Below are 17,122 nucleotides of genomic sequence, written 5' to 3'. Positions count from 1 at the left end.
TCCATCTCTTAGGGTGAACTTGGCTGGTTTTAAGAGTACCGATTCCCTGTTACATCACTGCCGGCACCGGGTCAGGCGCCCACATCGTGAAACGGTGGGCGCACGGGAGACCTGGTGCTGGTTGTGTCGAATCGTTGGAATGATGCGGATGCAACCACCGGTTGCGTGCCAAATCGTGGTTGCGTTTCCGTGATGCAACCGGAAGATGATGGACGAAATGTCTTGTTGTGTTGCATAGTGGGGCCATCTCCTTCTTCAGATGGGAGTGAATCGTACACAAGGATGGGATGATGAGCAATTTCAAGACCAACCTGCAGTATCTGCGGGCACAGCGCAACATGACTCAAGAGCAATTGGCGATGCTTCTGGGTGTCTCCCGCCAAGCCATCAGCAAGTGGGAAAGCGAGAAGGCTTACCCGGAGATGGACAAGCTGCTCGTGATCTGTGACCTGTTCGATGTCACGCTTGATGACCTTGTCATCGGCGATGTGGCGCAGCCTCGTCGGAATGCGTCGCGTACGCAGGGGAACACCGATGAGCCGGAGGACATGGGCATGGTACCACCGGCTGATGGTGCGCGCCCACCGCTGGCCATGCTCCAGCAGAATCCTGCGCCATTGCCACGGGATATCACGGGGTATGAGGCCCATATGCGCAGTTTTGATGCGAAGATTCCGGCTGGCATCTTTGCCATCGTTTTCGGTGTTGGCGCTGGGATGTTTTTCGACTCGGACAATTCCATTCTTGGCTTGAGTCCACTCAATGACTTTCTCATGTTCCTGTGCATTGTGCTCGGGGTCATCATAGGTCTGGTGTTTTTGGTTCCCGCCGGGCTTGGGCATTCCGCGTTCATGCGCAGTCATCCTTATGTTGAGGATTTTTATACGGAGCATGACCATGCGGAGGCGCGGCGCACGTTGACGGTTGCGCTCATCGGCGGCATCGGTCTGATTCTCATTGGACTTGCGCAGCTGATTTTCACCACCGAGTATCTGCATGCCGAGGATGGCTGGCCGGTTGGTGTGTTCCTGATGCTGGTGGCCTGTGGTGTGGCCTCCATCGTGTATGGGGGTCTGCATTTCGGCCGGCTCAATCTTGCCGGATACAATAAGACCGCCGAGCAGGAGTACCGCGAGGCGAAAGACCTGACTGATTCCTATGAGATGGTCAATGGCGCGATTTGCGGCACGATCATGATGGTCGCCACGATTGTCGGGTTGACGATGCTCTTCGGGTTTGACGGTGGCCCACGTGGGTTGTTCTGGCTGTCGTGGGTCATCGGCGGTCTGCTGTGCGGCATCTCCTCGGTCATCATCGAAGCGGTCAAAGCGTCACACATCAAGCACGATGATGACATCATCGTGTAACCCGTGGTTCGGTAGGAGTTGACCCTGATGCGTGCAAGGCTCTGTGAAACGGGTGCGAACCCGTCTCACAGAGCCTTGCACGTGATCTGTCATCACGATCTCGGCGGTACCGGCCGCCATAGGCCGTTCAGGACAGTTGCGGCATCGTCGTGTCGATCGTCTTCGCGGCGAGCTGGCCGCATGCGCCATCGATGTCCTGTCCGCGTGTGTCACGCAACGTGGCGGTGACGCCTGCGTTGTTGAGGATCTCGAGGAACCGCTGCTCGTCTTCGGGCTTCGAGGCCGTCCACTTCGACCCTTCAATCGGGTTGAGCGGGATCGGGTTGACATGCGCCCAATTGTCGCCGTAATGGTTGAGTTTCTTCGCCAAGAGGCGCGCATGCTCGGCCTGGTCGTTGATGCCGCGCATGAGAGCGTATTCGATACTGACACGGCGTTTGCTCGCCAAATAATAGTCGTGCGCCGCGTCGAGCACCTGTTCGACATTGAATCGCTTGTTCATCGGCACCAGCTCATCACGCAGGTCGTTGTTCGGGGCGTGCAGCGACACGGCGAGACGTACGGGGATGCCCTCCTGCGCGAGTTTGCGGATGCCTGGCACCACGCCCACCGTGGACACGGTGATATTGCGCGCGGAGATGCCGAACCCTTCGGGCGGCATGGCGCTGATCTGACGCACGGCGCTCATGATGGACCGGTAGTTGCCCATCGGCTCGCCCATGCCCATGAACACGATGTTGCTGAGCCGCCCCGGGCCTCCCGCCACTTCCCCACTACTCATCATGCGCGCGGCGATACGAACCTGCTCGAGGATCTCCCCGGTGGACATGTTGCGGGTCAGGCCAAGCTTGCCGGTCGCGCAGAACGGGCATCCCATGCCGCAGCCCACCTGGCTCGAGATGCATAGCGTGGTGCGGTTCGGATACCGCATCAGCACGGATTCGATCTTGGATCCGTCGAATAGGTTCCACAGCGTCTTGATCGTCTGCCCATCGTCAGCGATCTGACGTGTGACCTCGCTGATGAGCGTAGGGAAAAACACCTCTTGGGCGCCTTGGCGGGCCGCCGCGGGAAAATCGGTGAATTGCGCCGCCTCGGTGTCGAAGTGACCATAGTAATGGTTGGCGAGCTGCTTGACACGGAACTTCGGCAATCCAAGTCCCTTCGCGGCCTCGATGCGCTCTTCGGGTGTCATGTCGGTAAAATGGACCGGTGGTTTACCACGGCGCGCATGATTCTTGGCCAGCACGTCGCGAAACGCGCCAGTGGTGCCTCCGGGCGTGATGCCGCTTTCCACGTGTTCCACAGTCGTTTTGGTCATGTCCATATCACAGTCCAGTCATCCACAGCAGCACGCACGTGAACGGCGCGGCCAACAGAATCGAATCGACACGGTCGAGTACACCGCCATGTCCCTTGAGCAGATGCCCCATGTCTTTGATGCCCAAATCACGTTTGATCATCGACGCACACAGATCACCGAACGTGCCCACGATGCCGACCATGATGCCGGCGATGGCGGGGACCCACCACCGTGTGCCCCACATGGCTTGGTCATAGGTGCAGGCGAAGACGGCATATGATCCGGCCATCGCGAACAGGATGGAGCCAAGCAGCCCCTCCACCGATTTCTTCGGTGAGATGCCCGGGCACAGCTTGTGCTTGCCCAGCCAAGCCCCTGCGAACAGACCGCCCGTGTCTCCAAGCGCAGGAATGAATACGATCATGATGGCGTGCGCGACAGGGTGTCCGTTGAAGGTCAGCGGCATGATGATGCACGAGGCGAGCACCTGGATGTACAGCACCGTGAACATCGAAACAGCCACATGCGTAAGCCGGCTGTGTTCAGGTGCAGGGCCAGGCGTGGCGGATCCGGAGGAGACCATCGCTTTGCTTGCCAAGGCCTTGTCCGCGCGCCCATTGAGTGATATCTGCAGGCTTGCCATGATTCCCACAAGCACCAGTGCGCCCAAGGCGCAGGCGCCCATCGCCACCACATGGTTGGGCGCCAGATACACCGCGCACAGCGAGACCGTGGAGCACACCCACAGGGTGCCAATGGGGATGTTGAGGTTGCGGGCGGCGAAATCCACTCGCAACTCCCACAGCCCCAGAATCATGAAGATCACCACAAGCAGCGCAAAGAGCGCCGGGCTGATGAGCAGGCAGGCGAGGATGAGCACGATGAGCACCACGGCCGTGCCGATTGCCTGTGGCATGTTGCGACCGGTCTTCTTATTGATCGCGTCAATGGTCTCTTCGGCCTGATGGTTCTGTGGGGTTGTGGACTTCATGGGGTGCCCTTGCGTCTAGGAATGCCGATTCATCGTAAATACCAATGCGAACGGGTGCGCCATGCAGCCATCGTATGATGGTGTGCCGCATGTGTACGCACCCGTTCGTCATAGGGAGGTCACACCTCCATGATCTCCTTCTGCTTGCTGTCCAGCAGCGCATCCAGTTGGTCTGTGACCTGCTTGGTCACCTTGTCGAGGTCCTTGAGCAGGCGCTCGCCTTCATCCTCGCCCATTTCACCGTCTTTGATGGCCTTGTCGATGGTCTCCTTGGCCTTGCGACGGATGTTGCGCACCGCGACTTTGCCGTCTTCCGCCTTGGTCTTGGCCAGCTTGACATACTCCTTGCGGCGGTCCTCGGTCAACTCGGGCATCGTGAGCAGGATCACTGCGCCGTTGCGGCGCGGGCTTGCACCCAAGTCGGAGTCACGCAAGGCCTTTTCCACCGCGTTCGCCTGCGAGGGATCGAACGGCGTCACCGACAGGGTGCGCGGTTCCGGCACGCCAATGGTGGCCACGGACTTCAGTGGGGTGGGAGCGCCGTAATACTCGACGGTGATGCCGTTGAGCAATGCAGGGTTCGCGCGGCCCGTGCGGATGCCCGCGAAGTTCTCCTTGGTCGATTCAATGGACTTCTCCATCTGGGTCTTGGCCTGGTCCACAAGATTTGCCATGTTGTTCTCCTTTGATGATGAGGTTGGTCGTGCTCGCCCGTCGTCAGGCGAGGTGGGATTCTCCGTTGGACACCAGCGTACCAATGGATTCGCCCAAGAGGGCGCTCGTGACGTTGCCCGGTTCTTCAAGCCCGAAGACACGGATGCTCTGGTCGTTGTCACGAGCCATGGCCATGGCCGAAGCGTCCATGACCGCGAGGTTGTCGACAAGGGCGCGCTTATAGCTCAACGATTCGAACCGCTTGGCCTGTGTATCCTTGCGTGGGTCGGCGGTATACACACCGTCCACACCGTTCTTGCCCATGAGCACTTCGTCACAGTGTATTTCGAGTGCACGCTGGATTGAAACCGTGTCGGTCGAGAAGTACGGCATGCCTGCACCTGCACCGAAGATGACCACACGGCCCTTTTCCAGATGGCGGATGGCCTTCAGGGGAATGTACGGTTCGGCGACCTGTCCCATCGTGATTGCGGTCTGCACACGGGTGGCCTGCCCTTCCTGCTCGAGGAAGTCCTGCAGCGCCAGGCAGTTCATGACGGTGCCGAGCATGCCCATGTAGTCACCGCGGGACCGTTCGATGCCCGCCTGCTGCAGTTCCGCGCCGCGGAAGAAGTTGCCGCCGCCGGTCACAATCGCCACCTGCACGCCTTGGGCGACCGCCGGCACGATTTCCGAAGCGATGCGACGGACCACACCGGTGTCCACCCCCACATGGCCACCGCCGAATGCCTCACCGGACAGTTTGAGCAATACCCTACGAGGTTTGTCCTCGATGTTGTCGAGTGCCATGCCGCACCTTTCTGCACATGTAATCTCACATCTTACCGTTGTTTAGCGTATCGGCCCGGCGCGACACCGCACCCATGGCATCCCAGCCTCCGTCCGCATACGAAAAACGGGTTGTCGGCGCATGACTCGCATGCGTCGACAACCCCGTCACGCTAGTGCCTGGCATGCCCGATGCGGACGATGCCAACACAATCACTCGGCGTCGGCCTCCGGGCCCTTGCCGACCTCGAGGCGGGCGAAGGCCAGAGCCTTGCCACCGACTTCCTTGAACAGGTCGCCGATCGTCTTGGACGGATCCTTGACGTAAGCCTGCTCGAGCAGCACGTTCTCCTTGAAGAACGCGTTGAGGCGGCCTTCGACGATCTTCGGGACGATCTTCTCCGGCTTGCCCTCGGCGAGCGACTTTTCGGTGGCCACGCGGCGCTCGGATTCCACGATGTCCTCCGGCACGTCTTCGCGCGAAAGCCACTGGGCGCCCATGGCGGAAATCTGCAGGGCAGCCTCGTGGGCCACGGCGGCGCCGGCTTCATCGGTGGCGATCATCGCGACGATGCTCGGCGGCATCTCCGCGGACTTCTTGTGTGCGTAGATCTCGACGCGCGGGCCTTCGATCTTGGCGAACTGGCCAATCTTGACATGCTCGCCGAACAGCGCGGCGGCTTCCTCGACGGATTCCTTGACAGTGCTGTCGTCGCTCGGGGCGGCGAGCACATCATCGATGCCGTTGGCGTCGGCCTTCACGGCCGCGGCGAGCACGGTGTCGGCGAAGTCGACGAACTTCGGGGTCTTGGCCACGAAGTCGGTCTCGGAGTTGAGTTCGACGGCGTAGCCAGTCTGGCCGTTGGCCGAATCGACCACGGTGGAGGCGATCGTGCCTTCCTGGGCCTTGCGACCTTCACGCTTGCCGGCGGCCTGGATGCCCTTGGCCCGGATGATTTCCTTCGCGCGGGCGACGTCACCTTCGGCCTCGGTGAGCGCCTTCTTGACGTCCATCATGCCTGCGCCGGTCTCTTCACGGACCTGCTTGATCAATGCTGCGGTAATGGCTGCCATTGATATCTCCTTGATTGATGAATGGTGTAACGATTGGAAGCGGTGGCGCGCAAGGCGCGCCACCGGGAAACGTCACTTGGACTCTTCGTCCTGCTTCGCTTCGGATTCCTCGAACTGCGCGTCGGCGCGGGCGGCTTCGGAGGAAGCGCCTTCCTTCTCGTCGGCTTTGAGGACGGCGTTCTCGGTGACCACGGCGTCTTCACGCAGAGCGGTCTTTTCGTCGTTCTCGAGCAGTTCCTTTTCCCATGCCGCCATCGGCTGGGCGTCCGATTCACCTTCGGCTTTGGCGGACTTGCCGGAGCGCTCCAGCAGACCGTCGGCGACGGCGTCGGCGAACAGCGTGGTGAGCAGTTCAATGCCGCGGATGGCGTCATCGTTGGCTGGAATCGGGTACTCAACGACGTCCGGGTCGGAGTTGGTGTCGATGATGGCGACGACCGGGATGCCCAGCTTGTGGGCTTCCTCGACGGCCAAGGCTTCCTTGTTGACATCCACCACGAACATCGCGGACGGCGTGCGGTTCATGTTGCGGATACCGCCAAGCTGCTTTTCCAGCTTGTCCTTCTCGCGCTCGAGGAGCAGGAGCTCCTTCTTGGTCAGACCGGAGCCGTGCACGTCGGAGAAGTCCATCTCCTCAAGTTCCTTGAGGCGGGTGACGCGCTTGGAGACGGTCTGGAAGTTGGTGAGCATGCCACCGAGCCAACGCTCGCACACGTACGGCATGTTCACACGGGTGGCCTGGGTCTTGATGGCCTCCTGGGCCTGCTTCTTGGTGCCGACGAACAGCACGGTGCCGCCATGGGCCACCGTGGTCTTGATGAAGTCATAGGCGACGTCGATCAGATTCAGCGTCTTGAAGAGGTCAATGATGTAGATGCCGTTGCGCTGGGTGAGGATGTACTGCTTCATCTTCGGGTTCCAGCGGCGGGTCTGGTGGCCGAACTGGAGACCGGCCTTCAGCATTTCGCTCATAGTAATCTGAGCCATGGTATTACTACCTTCCTGTCGGTTATTGCCTGGCCATGCGTTCCCGCGTGCAGTCATCGTGTGCGATGACCGACCGACACGGGCCTTCGCGTACATGGCGCGAATTTGGCGGTACGCCGGTTGATGATATTGGGGTGGCGCCACCGCTCGCGAATGCGGTGGGCGCCGGTTGGCGCACCGACTATCCATGATAGCATGAGGCCCACACCACGCCTCGTGGGCGTGGTGTGGGCCTTGTCGCTGGCTGCACTCAGGCGTTCAGGCTGCGCATGCGGCGCATCGCAGCACGGCGTTCGTCCTTCTCGAGACGGTCGACATACAGGTGCCCGTCGAGGTGATCGGTCTCGTGCTGCAGCATACGACCCATGAGCCCGGAACCTTCGAGCACGACCTCGTTGCCATCCAGGTCGATGCCACGCACGCGCGCGTAATCCGCACGTGGAGTCTTGTACCACAGTCCGGGAAGCGACAGGCAGCCTTCGTCGCCGTATTGTTCACCGCTCGTCTCTTCAAGCACCGGGTTGAGGATGTAACCGATTTCGCCATCGATGTTGTATGAGAACGCGCGCAGGCTCACACCGATCTGGTTCGCGGAGACGCCTGCGCGACCGGGATCGTTCACCGTGTCGAGCAGGTCGTCCACAAGACGGCGGATGGCCGGCGTGATGTCGGTGATCGGGTCGCACGGTGTGCGCAGCACGGGGTCGGGAACCACTCGTATGTCTCGGATTGCCACGGTATCATCTCTCCTCTTCTTGGCTTGTCGGCTCTTTGGTCGCCGATGCGTCTTCGGCGGTCTCGGCATGGTCCTGCTGCCATTCGCCAAGACGCTCCTGCACGGTGTCGATCGCCTGACGCACGCGCGGCGAGACGTTCTCGGAGGCATGGCGCATCGATTCGCCCGCTCTCTTGACGGTTTCCGTGGTGCTTTCCAGGATCTGCACGCTCACGGGCACGGGACGGTTCGACGGGACAGGAGCATACAGCTCGCCCTCGATGACCTCGGCGTACGCGGTGAGCACTTTGGGCCGGACCACTTTCATGCTTGCTGTCATCGTGCCCTCTTCAACGCTGAAGTCCTGCGGCAGCACGACGAACTTGCGCACCGATTCCGCACGTGACACATTGGCGTTGGCCTGGTCCACATACTGCTGGATGTACGCATGCACGGCGTCACTGTGCGCCACATCCTCAATGGGCGTGTGGGGGTCCAACCCGCGTTCGGCGAGCCAGCTGCCGATCATCTCCGGATCGAGCGTGACCAAAGCACCGATGAACGGCTTGTTGTCGCCGACCACGACCGTGTGCGCCACAATCGGGCATTCATTGATCGCGTTTTCCATCGGTGCCGGCGAGACGTTCTTGCCACCGGCAGTGATGATGATGTCTTTCTTCCGCCCGGTGATATACAGGAACCCGTCGTCATCGATATACCCAAGATCGCCGGTATGCAGCCAGCCGCTCGGCTCGAGCACCTCGTCGGTCTTCTCGCGGTTCTTGTAGTATCCTAGGAACACGTTGGGTCCTTTGACTTCGATTTCGCCGTCGTCGGCGGTGCGCACCGCCATGCCAGGTCCGGGGCGGCCCACAGAGCCAGGGCGGTTGGCCTTCTGCCAATTCACCATCATCGGCGCAGCCGTTTCGGTCATGCCATAGCCTTGGATGAACGTGATATCGTCCATGCCATTGAAGAAGTGCACGAGGTCGGTGTTGATTGGCGCGCCGCCGCACGCGAGGTAGCGCAGGTTCGGGCCGAGCGCGGAACGGAACGATGTGGCGACCGTGCCCATGTAGAACGAATGCTTCATGCGCATGCCCAGTGATGGGTGCTTGTGTTCGCTTTCCATCTTGGACCAGTCCTCGAAATGCTCGACCGCATTCGCGAAGATGCGCCCACGCAATCCGGCGCCGGCTTTCTGCGAGGCAGCGTTGAACACCTTTTCGAACACGCGCGGCACACCGAGCAGGTAGGTGGGTTTGAACCCGCGTAGATCGGCGAGCAGGTGCTTGGCGCCGGGCACATACCCCACGATGCCATGGCCGCCAATGGCCGTGTACTGGATGTAGCGCGCGAAGCAATGCGCAAGGGGCAGGAACAGCAGCAGACGGCTCGGCTCATAGAGCATCTCAGGGAGCACTTCGTAACCGTTCTTGACGATATGCGTGAAGTTGCGGTTGGAGAGCATGGCGCCCTTGGGGGCCCCGGTGGAACCTGATGTATACACGATGGTGAGCAGGTCGTCGGCGCGTACGCGCGCAATCGCCTCATCGAGCGCATCGTCACTGATGGCCTCACCCAAGTTGATCAACGCCTCAAGCGCGCCATTGCTCAGGTTGAAGACGTGCGTGAGCACGTCTTCAACCTGAGCAATGGACTCAAGCGTCTGGGTGTGCGCTTCATCGCCGCCAAAGGCGATCGAGGGCTGCACCTCGTGCACGATCGAGGAAGCCTGTTTCATGGAATCGGTCTCGTAGATCGGCACGGAGACCGCGCCGATAGCCGCACAGGCGAAGTCGAGGACGCCCCATTCATAGCATGTGGCGGAGTAGAGCACCACAGTGCTCCCCTGCTTCGCACCAAGCGCCATGAGGCCTTTGGCCACACTGCGCACCTGCGCCAACATCTCACCGGCATACACGTCGTTCCATTGCCGTGTGCGCTCATCCTTCCACTGCGCTATCAGATCGTCCGGATCCGCCAATGCGCGATCCGAAAGCAATGCATAAACGGTGTCATTCTGAGTGGTGACATAGATGTTGTCGAGTCCATATTCCCTGAGCATGCATCCCACTATAGCCTACACGCCCGTATGCTCGCCGTCAGCCGATATCCACCATCATGCAGATCCAACGGCCCCGTTTGAGCTCGAATACCAAACCTCCCACATGGGTCTGCGCGCCGACGCGCATACCCAACGAGATATCCAGTTTGCGTTCGCTCGTCAATACGCCGTTGAGCCAGATGAATTCAACCGGCGGGTAGATGTGCCGCTTGTGCAGCACAGCGAGCTCCTCCATGTAGTCGGAAAGCAGCGAACGCATGTATTCAAGGCGTTCGATGCATTCCGGATCGGCGAATTTCGCGAGAATCCGGCTCGGTTGGCGTCTGCGCAGGATCTCGACGGCCACGCAGGTCACGCGGCACACGTGCATGACGAGCTCGTGGACCTGATCGGCGTTGAATGTACGCGACAGGCACGATACAACACGGTAGCGCGCAGGCTCCGACGACGATTGCAACGGGATCACACCGTCGAATGACGGCAGTATCTCCGGTCTTCGCATCATGAACGGGGTGATTGGTTCGAGTTCCTCGGTTCTCCTGTGTGTGGACATTGTCCTCCTTTGGTGTAGGGGCGGCATATCGCCTTGGGTCGGTTGCGCGGCGCGCATCCAACCGGGCTCAATTATTTCAGTCGCAACCTGCGCCGGCATGAAGGATGCAATAAGTTTTACAAATTATTCTTTTTTCATACACATTCCCCATACTAAAGGAAATATATAGTAATAATATTGGATTTTTCACAATTTCGATATATATGCGTGCTACACGTCGTGGACTCCTCACCACTGCCGCATATACGTGTGCGGGCCGCCGCCCCTCAGGGGACAACGGCCCGCACACGTGGACACATTGGGCACGGATCGCGGTCAGTGCCCGGTCGGCGTCACCACAACATCGCAACGCTGGAAGTTCTTCACGTCGACATACCCGGTCGACGCCATAGCGCGGCGCAGCGCACCAATGAAATTCGTCTTGCCGTCGGCCAGATGGCTCGGCCCGTAGAGGATTTCCTCGAGCGTGCCGACAGTGCCCACAGTCGTGCGCATGCCGCGCGGCAGGCTTGCATGGCGCGCTTCGGCACCCCAGTGCGTACCGCGGCCCGGCGCTTCCTTGGCGCGGGCGAGCGGCGCACCGAGCATCACGGCGTCGGCTCCCATGGCCAGCGCCGTCACGAAACTGCCCGAATCACCCATGCCGCCGTCGGCGATTACCTGCACGTAGCGGCCACCGGATTCATCCATGTAGTCGCGGCGCGCTTCAGCGACGTCGGAGATGGCGGTGGCGAGCGGTACGTGCACGCCGATCGTGCTGCGGTTGGCGGAGACGGCCACACCGCCGAAGCCCACGAGCACACCTGCGGCACCGGCGCGCATGAGGTGCAGCGCGGCAGTATAGTTTGCTGCGCCGCCGACGATGACGGGCACGTCAAGGTCATAGATGAATTTCTTCAGATTGAGCGGCTCATGGTCGGTGGAAACATGTTCCGCGGAGACGGACGTGCCGCGGATCACAAACAGGTCCACACCCGCGCTGAGTACGGTCGAATAGTACTGTTGGGTGCGCTGCGGTGAAAGCGCACCGGCGACGGTGACGCCGGCGTCGCGTATCTCGTGCAGGCGCGCCGAGATGAGCTCGGGTTTGATCGGCTCGGCGTACGCCCGCTGCATGTATGCCGTGGCTTCGTCGACCGGCAGTTCGGCGATCTTGGTCAGAATCGGCTCGGGATCGTCATAGCGCGTCCACAGGCCCTCGAGGTCGAGCACACCAACCGTGCCGAGCCTGCCCATCGCGATGGCGGTGCTCGGGCTGGTGACGGAATCCATCGGCGCACCGATCACCGGGATGTCGAATTCGTAGGCATCCACCTGCCATGCGGTCGACACATCCTGCGGATCGCGGGTACGGCGTGACGGCACGATCGAGATGTCGTCGAGCCCGTATGCGATGCGGCCTTTTTTGCCAAGGCCGATTTCAATTTCCTGAGACATGGCTCCAAGGCTAATGCCCTGCCGTGACACGGCGCGGACCGCGGCACACCCGTGTTTTTGGACATTGTGCGCATCCGGAAACATGGATGCGTTATGCATGTGGGGAACCTGTTGGACGCATCAGCACTCATGGAGGAAAGCATCCCATGGCCAAAATCAAGGTCGAAGGAACCATCGTCGAACTCGACGGCGACGAGATGACCCGCGTCATCTGGAAAGACATCAAGGACCGCCTGATCCTGCCGTACCTGGACGTGAATCTTGACTATTACGATCTGGGCATCGAAAACCGCGACGCCACCGACGACCAGGTGACGATCGACGCAGCGGAGGCCATCAAGCGCGAGCATGTGGGCGTCAAATGCGCCACAATCACCCCGGACGAAGCGCGCGTCGAGGAATTCGGCCTCAAGAAGATGTGGAAATCCCCCAACGGCACCATCCGCAACATCCTGGGCGGCACGATCTTCCGCGAGCCGATCGTGATCTCAAACATTCCGCGCCTGGTGCCGGGATGGACCAAGCCGATCGTGGTGGCCCGCCATGCCTTCGGCGACCAGTACAAGGCGACCGATTTCAAAGTGCCGGGCCCCGGTTCGCTCACCGTCACGTTCACACCTGAGGACGGTTCGGCGCCGATCGAGCACCTCGTGTTCAACTACCCCGGCAGTGGCGTGGCCCAAGTACAGTACAACCTCGACGAATCGATCCGCGGATTCGCGCGCGCTTGCTTCAACTACGGCCTCATGCGCGGCTACCCCGTGTACCTCTCCACGAAGAACACGATCCTCAAGGCGTACGACGGCGAATTCAAAGACATCTTCGCCGAGGTGTTCGACACCGAATATAAGACGCGTTTCGAGCAGGAGGGCCTGACGTACGAGCACCGCCTGATCGACGACATGGTGGCCAGCTCGCTCAAATGGCACGGCGGTTATGTGTGGGCGTGCAAGAACTACGACGGCGACGTGCAGTCCGACACCGTGGCCCAAGGCTTCGGTTCGCTCGGCCTGATGACCTCGGTGCTCATGACTCCGGACGGCCAAACGGTCGAAGCCGAAGCCGCGCACGGCACGGTGACACGCCATTATCGCCGTTGGCAGAAGGGTGAAAAGACCTCGACGAACCCAATCGCCTCAATCTACGCATGGACCGGCGGCCTCAAGCACCGTGCGAAGCTCGACGGCACCCCCGAGGTGGCCGACTTCGCCGAAACCCTTGAGCAGACCATCATCTCGACCGTGGAAGGCGGCCAGATGACGAAGGACCTCGCCATGCTCATCGCCCCCGACCATGAATGGCTCGACACGGAGGGATTCATGGACGCACTCGACACGAACCTGCGCCGCGCGCTGCAGGAACGCTGACACGATCGGATGCATAGGGCCCGCCGGCCATGAAGGGAGGCGGACCCTATGCCATATGTCGGGTACAATCGGCGGTGCACATGCACATGTTCGACTTGACAAGGCGGTTGTATGGTGGGTATCCGCAGCATCTCAAACGCACGACGACTCTTGGCGGCCGCAGTCTGCCTCTGCATGGCGTTGCCGCTCGGCGCCTGCGGATCGAGATCGGACCCCGCACCCACGAACACCATCACGGTGGCAGGTGAGACCAGATTCACCGGTTCGGTGGCGATGTTCCTGCCGAACGACGTATTCACTGTCTCGCAGGATGTGCCGCTCAATTCCTGGCATGACTTTGCCGACGCCACCACGGATTCGCTTGAGGACCGCGGGTTCGAAGCGGACCATGTGCGGACTTACGCCGATGCCGATCTGGAGCGGCAAAGCCACCGCGTCCAGGATTATGTCGTCGATGCGCTCGACGGCTCCACGGACAGCGCAGGCGCCGACCCTGATGCGCAATCCATGACCCTCGTCGTCGCCCCGGCCGCACCGATGACCGACACGGTGAAACGCTATGGCGACTACGCCACACAATCGCTTGCGCAAGGCGCGGACGCTGAAAAGAACACCACCGATGCGCCGCTGGACGAATCCCTCAGCCGTATGTCGCGCGCGCTCGGGTTGGCGAAAAAAGCCGGCATGCACGTTGTAGTGCTCGCCACCCCGCTGCCCGGATTCACTCCGGATGCCTTCGTGAGCCTGTGCTCGGCCCGTGAAATAGGGCGTCTGCAGGCACGCCAACTCGTCAGCAAACTCCAGTTGGACAGTGTGAGCCGGTACAACCCCAAGTACATCGAAATCCTGCTTCCCTATACCGAGGATTCGGACCACCTGGAGCTTGACGCGGCATTCGCGCGCGAAGCGTTCAGCGGTGTATGGGAGGTCATCGGCCCCTATTTCCGCTCGGGCGTGGTGCTCAGCCCGTCGATGAAGACGACCGCATCCACGACGGCGCAGGATTGGCGTGATGTGACCATCGAGGCCGCCGACACCGATGGCATCGAGGAGGAGTTCCGGCAACGGTTGGGTCAACCAGCCAATGGCGAAGGGCACGTGCGCATCGACGGCGTCATCGCGATGAATGATTATGTCGCCAACGGCGTGGTCAAGGGACTCAATGCACTCAAATACACCGGTTCCGCCGCCGACATCAACCCATCGATCACCATCGGTGACATCGTCGGCAATATCGCAGGCAGGCAGGACCTGCAGAAGAGCCGCGTGCCCGATCCCAAGCGCGCACCTTCGCCCGGAACACCCGAAGAGGTACGTCAGAAGAACCAGAAGGCGCAGAACCGTTGGCCCATCGTCACTGGTTTCGGCGCATATATCAGCGCGATGCCCAACATCGTGAATGGCAAGCAATGGGCGACCGGTCTCGTCGACCGTTTTGCGAACGCAACCAACCTCGCGCGGATGTGTATGGCCTTCGCTCAGGGTGATTCCCTCGACAGCTTGGACTTCGTCAGCATGCAGGACCTCTATGGGCAGAACGTGCCGACGATGAGCCTGCCTTTGCTCTCGGTGAGCGCGGGCAACATGAAGACCGAGCTCATCGACCCCGGGTACATCACCCTCGCCGAAGCGGGGCTGTGACCGCTACGACACCGGCACAAGCCGGATCGATTGCGGGGTGAGCCACCGCTCGGGGTCCGCATAGTTCCCTTTGCTCACCTTGATGCCCCAATGCACGCATGCGCCATCGCAGTGGTCGCTGCGACCGGCGACCGTGGCAAACGGTTTGCCACGGAGCACCGACGTGCCGACCGGCAATGACGTCTGTGCCGGTTCAAACGTGAGCGTGAACGACCGCACGCGGATGCTCACCGTCGATTTGCCGGCGACCTTGCCTGCATGGCTGATGACGCCGGTGGCGGGCGCGACAAGCTCATCGCCTTCCTTTGCAAGGATATCGACGCCGCGGTGCCCAGCCATCCATGTCTGGGCCGGCTTGTCGAACTGTGCGACAATCGTACCGTTGTGAACCGGCATCACCATGCCGGCCGTGCATGGTTCACCCGCCTGCGCGCGCACGTCAGCCCTACCCCACGGCCACGCAGCCGCCAGTGCACCGCAGAGCGCGAACACGGCAGCCCGGCGCATCATCCCCTTGCGTTGCGCGATTCCCGCACGGATCAGGCGGCGCTTTCTGCGGATGCGAGCGAGACGTTCGTCTCTCGACTTCAGTGTCATGATCCCGTCCTTTCTATGCCAATGTCTTGGATGGACACAGTATGCACCGCCACGCAGCCGCGTGCCAAAGCGGCAAGGGTCATGTGGTCGGACGGTCCGCCGCCGGCGTGTCGAATCCGGCGCGCGCGTCACTCCAAGGCGTCCAGTACATCGTCGATGAGCAGCCGCTCGCGAGGGGCGTCACTGGCGAGACGCGGGAAACGGCGCACCACGTTCGTGGGGTCGGCCCCCGCGGCACGTGCCACGTTGGATTTGCTGACCCCATGCGCAACGGCTTTCTCGGCGAGTCGGTCGACCAGCGAATCGGCCACCTGCCGCAACCGCTCGGCGACCCACACCTGCGCCACCTCGGCCGACATGCCGTAGTCCTCCTCGAGCTCCGCGGACGCCTCCTGCACCGCCGCCCACAGCACCATGAACGGGCGTCGGTAGTACGAGACCTGTTCCCCCATGGATTCGGCATGGAGTTGTTCAAGAGCCTTCCTGTCGATGCCGTTGGCACTCATATGCACTCCTTTCCACACCAACCGCACATGCGGCATGGCGCCTATGCTTCCAGCGTCCGCCACATGGCTGTTCTTCGGCCATCATACGCAATACCGGTTGTCCACCATGCAACCACATTTTCTTTCTTTCAGAAAGTATTGATATGTTGGGAATGCGGTACACGCATGGAGGCGTGCGCCACAACCAACACCACACAAAGGAGCCGCCATGAACCCCACCCACCAGCTGTTCGCCCAGCTTCGGGAACTTCCCCAAGTCGAGGCGATTGCGCTCGGCGGTTCACGGGCGTCAGGACTGCACGATGCCCGTTCCGACTACGATGTATACCTCTACTGCACGGAGCCGATCGCAGAGGAGACACGCAGGACACTGCTCGCCCGCTACTGCTCGGCCATGGAAATAGGCAACCACTACTGGGAATGCGAGGACAATTGCACATTCCGCGACGGCGTGGACCTGGATCTGCTGCACCGTGACCTCGATGGCTTCGCCGCCGACGTGCGGCGTGTGGTCGAAGAACACAAGGCATCGCTTGGCTACACGACATGCATGTGGCATAACCTGCGCACCTGCGAGGTGGTGTTTGACCGCCATGGGCGACTCACGGCACTCCAACGGCGTTTCGACGTGCCGTACCCGAGCGCGCTGCGCGACTCCATCGTCCGCGCCAACATGCCATTGCTGCACGGCGCACTGCCCGCATACGACGCGCAGATCCACAAAGCCGCCGCACGCGGGGACCTGGTGAGCGTCAATCACCGTGTGACCGCATTCCTTGCCTCGTATTTTGACGTGCTGTTCGCAGTCAACGGGATGACACATCCAGGAGAAAAGCGGCAGCTCAGCGTCGCCGAACGCGATTGCCGTGTGCTGCCTACGGATTTCCGCCCCTGTTTCGACGCGTTGTTCGCGTCGATGTTCACCGACGCTGCGATGCTCGACGACACCATCGCACGGCTTGCACGAAATCTGTCCATCTGCGTGGAACAGGCCGGGTAACCGCAACCCGGTACGCAAAAAGCCGCCCCGGAGGCGGCTTGATGGCTCCTGCGACTGGGCTTGAACCAGTGAC

Annotated in this window: 16 protein-coding genes; 4 read left to right on the top strand and 12 right to left on the bottom strand. The window is 61.1% G+C overall.

Features of this window, described 5'->3' with window-relative positions:
• The first annotated feature begins 290 nt into the window (after window positions 1–290).
• Window positions 291–1,367: a helix-turn-helix transcriptional regulator gene (locus OU02_RS07130; protein WP_033489638.1), complete on the top strand. Its 1,077-nt coding sequence runs from the start codon at window positions 291–293 to the stop codon at window positions 1,365–1,367.
• 127 nt (window positions 1,368–1,494) lie between these two features.
• On the opposite strand, the gene rlmN is transcribed toward OU02_RS07130, so the two are convergent.
• The 10 genes from rlmN to OU02_RS07080 form a co-directional block, all read right to left on the bottom strand.
• Complete coding sequence (gene rlmN / locus OU02_RS07125) at window positions 1,495–2,688, bottom strand: dual-specificity RNA methyltransferase RlmN (RefSeq protein WP_033489637.1); 1,194 nt, start codon at window positions 2,686–2,688, stop codon at window positions 1,495–1,497.
• A gap of 7 nt (window positions 2,689–2,695) precedes the next feature.
• Entirely contained in the window at window positions 2,696–3,661 is a 966-nt protein-coding gene (locus tag OU02_RS07120) for a phosphatidate cytidylyltransferase (protein ID WP_033489606.1), read from the bottom strand.
• A gap of 119 nt (window positions 3,662–3,780) precedes the next feature.
• Window positions 3,781–4,335 carry a ribosome recycling factor gene (frr, locus tag OU02_RS07115; protein ID WP_033489605.1) on the bottom strand — a complete coding sequence of 185 codons (555 nt, stop codon included), beginning with the start codon at window positions 4,333–4,335 and terminating at the stop codon, window positions 3,781–3,783.
• Window positions 4,336–4,378: 43 nt separating this feature from the next.
• Window positions 4,379–5,125 (bottom strand): UMP kinase, encoded by a 747-nt coding sequence (gene pyrH / locus OU02_RS07110; RefSeq protein ID WP_033489604.1) that lies wholly within the window; start codon window positions 5,123–5,125, stop codon window positions 4,379–4,381.
• Window positions 5,126–5,317: 192 nt separating this feature from the next.
• On the bottom strand, window positions 5,318–6,178 hold the full coding sequence (gene tsf / locus OU02_RS07105) for a translation elongation factor Ts (RefSeq protein WP_033489603.1): 861 nt from the start codon (window positions 6,176–6,178) through the stop codon (window positions 5,318–5,320).
• Between the two features lie 72 nt (window positions 6,179–6,250).
• The gene (rpsB, locus tag OU02_RS07100; RefSeq protein WP_033489602.1) at window positions 6,251–7,165 is read right to left on the bottom strand and encodes a 30S ribosomal protein S2; all 915 of its coding nucleotides are present in this window, start codon (window positions 7,163–7,165) and stop codon (window positions 6,251–6,253) included.
• A 250-nt stretch (window positions 7,166–7,415) separates the two neighbouring features.
• Complete coding sequence (gene def, locus OU02_RS07095) at window positions 7,416–7,901, bottom strand: peptide deformylase (protein ID WP_033489601.1); 486 nt, start codon at window positions 7,899–7,901, stop codon at window positions 7,416–7,418.
• A 4-nt stretch (window positions 7,902–7,905) separates the two neighbouring features.
• Window positions 7,906–9,948: an AMP-dependent synthetase/ligase gene (locus OU02_RS07090; RefSeq protein ID WP_033489600.1), complete on the bottom strand. Its 2,043-nt coding sequence runs from the start codon at window positions 9,946–9,948 to the stop codon at window positions 7,906–7,908.
• A gap of 37 nt (window positions 9,949–9,985) precedes the next feature.
• Window positions 9,986–10,501, bottom strand: coding sequence for a hypothetical protein (locus OU02_RS07085; protein ID WP_033489599.1), 516 nt, complete (start codon window positions 10,499–10,501; stop codon window positions 9,986–9,988).
• A gap of 315 nt (window positions 10,502–10,816) precedes the next feature.
• Window positions 10,817–11,938, bottom strand: a complete 1,122-nt coding sequence (locus OU02_RS07080; RefSeq protein WP_033489598.1) for a GuaB3 family IMP dehydrogenase-related protein — start codon at window positions 11,936–11,938, stop codon at window positions 10,817–10,819.
• 146 nt (window positions 11,939–12,084) lie between these two features.
• On the opposite strand from OU02_RS07080, the gene OU02_RS07075 reads away from it, so the two are divergent.
• Both OU02_RS07075 and OU02_RS07070 read left to right on the top strand, forming a co-directional pair.
• A complete protein-coding gene (locus OU02_RS07075) occupies window positions 12,085–13,305 on the top strand; it encodes an NADP-dependent isocitrate dehydrogenase (protein WP_033489597.1) in 1,221 nt (406 codons plus the stop codon).
• Between the two features lie 237 nt (window positions 13,306–13,542).
• A complete protein-coding gene (locus OU02_RS07070) occupies window positions 13,543–14,946 on the top strand; it encodes a substrate-binding domain-containing protein (protein ID WP_130013060.1) in 1,404 nt (467 codons plus the stop codon).
• A gap of 3 nt (window positions 14,947–14,949) precedes the next feature.
• Here the strand turns inward: OU02_RS07070 and OU02_RS07065 are convergent, their stop codons facing one another.
• Window positions 14,950–15,543 carry a M23 family metallopeptidase gene (locus OU02_RS07065; RefSeq protein ID WP_051918207.1) on the bottom strand — a complete coding sequence of 198 codons (594 nt, stop codon included), beginning with the start codon at window positions 15,541–15,543 and terminating at the stop codon, window positions 14,950–14,952.
• Between the two features lie 128 nt (window positions 15,544–15,671).
• The gene (locus OU02_RS07060; protein ID WP_033489595.1) at window positions 15,672–16,049 is read right to left on the bottom strand and encodes a hypothetical protein; all 378 of its coding nucleotides are present in this window, start codon (window positions 16,047–16,049) and stop codon (window positions 15,672–15,674) included.
• A 208-nt stretch (window positions 16,050–16,257) separates the two neighbouring features.
• On the opposite strand from OU02_RS07060, the gene OU02_RS07055 reads away from it, so the two are divergent.
• Window positions 16,258–17,049 carry a nucleotidyltransferase domain-containing protein gene (locus OU02_RS07055; RefSeq protein ID WP_033489594.1) on the top strand — a complete coding sequence of 264 codons (792 nt, stop codon included), beginning with the start codon at window positions 16,258–16,260 and terminating at the stop codon, window positions 17,047–17,049.
• The last annotated feature ends 73 nt before the right edge of the window (window positions 17,050–17,122 follow it).

The sequence above is a fragment of the Bifidobacterium pseudolongum subsp. pseudolongum DSM 20099 genome, from assembly GCF_000771225.1.
GTDB classification, from domain to species: Bacteria; Actinomycetota; Actinomycetes; order Actinomycetales; family Bifidobacteriaceae; genus Bifidobacterium; species Bifidobacterium pseudolongum.
This window is presented reverse-complemented; position numbering and strand designations above follow the sequence as displayed.

What these genes read in the sequence shown, in the direction of transcription:
- OU02_RS07080 (WP_033489598.1), bottom strand. Translation starts at nt 11,938, where the DNA reads ATGTCTCAGGAAATTGAAATCGGCCTTGGCAAAAAAGGCCGCATCGCA.
- rlmN (WP_033489637.1), bottom strand. Translation starts at nt 2,688, where the DNA reads ATGACCAAAACGACTGTGGAACACGTGGAAAGCGGCATCACGCCCGGA.
- tsf (WP_033489603.1), bottom strand. Translation starts at nt 6,178, where the DNA reads ATGGCAGCCATTACCGCAGCATTGATCAAGCAGGTCCGTGAAGAGACC.
- OU02_RS07075 (WP_033489597.1), top strand. Translation starts at nt 12,085, where the DNA reads ATGGCCAAAATCAAGGTCGAAGGAACCATCGTCGAACTCGACGGCGAC.
- OU02_RS07060 (WP_033489595.1), bottom strand. Translation starts at nt 16,049, where the DNA reads ATGAGTGCCAACGGCATCGACAGGAAGGCTCTTGAACAACTCCATGCC.
- OU02_RS07085 (WP_033489599.1), bottom strand. Translation starts at nt 10,501, where the DNA reads ATGTCCACACACAGGAGAACCGAGGAACTCGAACCAATCACCCCGTTC.
- rpsB (WP_033489602.1), bottom strand. Translation starts at nt 7,165, where the DNA reads ATGGCTCAGATTACTATGAGCGAAATGCTGAAGGCCGGTCTCCAGTTC.
- OU02_RS07065 (WP_051918207.1), bottom strand. Translation starts at nt 15,543, where the DNA reads ATGACACTGAAGTCGAGAGACGAACGTCTCGCTCGCATCCGCAGAAAG.
- frr (WP_033489605.1), bottom strand. Translation starts at nt 4,335, where the DNA reads ATGGCAAATCTTGTGGACCAGGCCAAGACCCAGATGGAGAAGTCCATT.
- OU02_RS07090 (WP_033489600.1), bottom strand. Translation starts at nt 9,948, where the DNA reads ATGCTCAGGGAATATGGACTCGACAACATCTATGTCACCACTCAGAAT.
- OU02_RS07120 (WP_033489606.1), bottom strand. Translation starts at nt 3,661, where the DNA reads ATGAAGTCCACAACCCCACAGAACCATCAGGCCGAAGAGACCATTGAC.
- OU02_RS07055 (WP_033489594.1), top strand. Translation starts at nt 16,258, where the DNA reads ATGAACCCCACCCACCAGCTGTTCGCCCAGCTTCGGGAACTTCCCCAA.
- pyrH (WP_033489604.1), bottom strand. Translation starts at nt 5,125, where the DNA reads ATGGCACTCGACAACATCGAGGACAAACCTCGTAGGGTATTGCTCAAA.
- OU02_RS07130 (WP_033489638.1), top strand. Translation starts at nt 291, where the DNA reads ATGAGCAATTTCAAGACCAACCTGCAGTATCTGCGGGCACAGCGCAAC.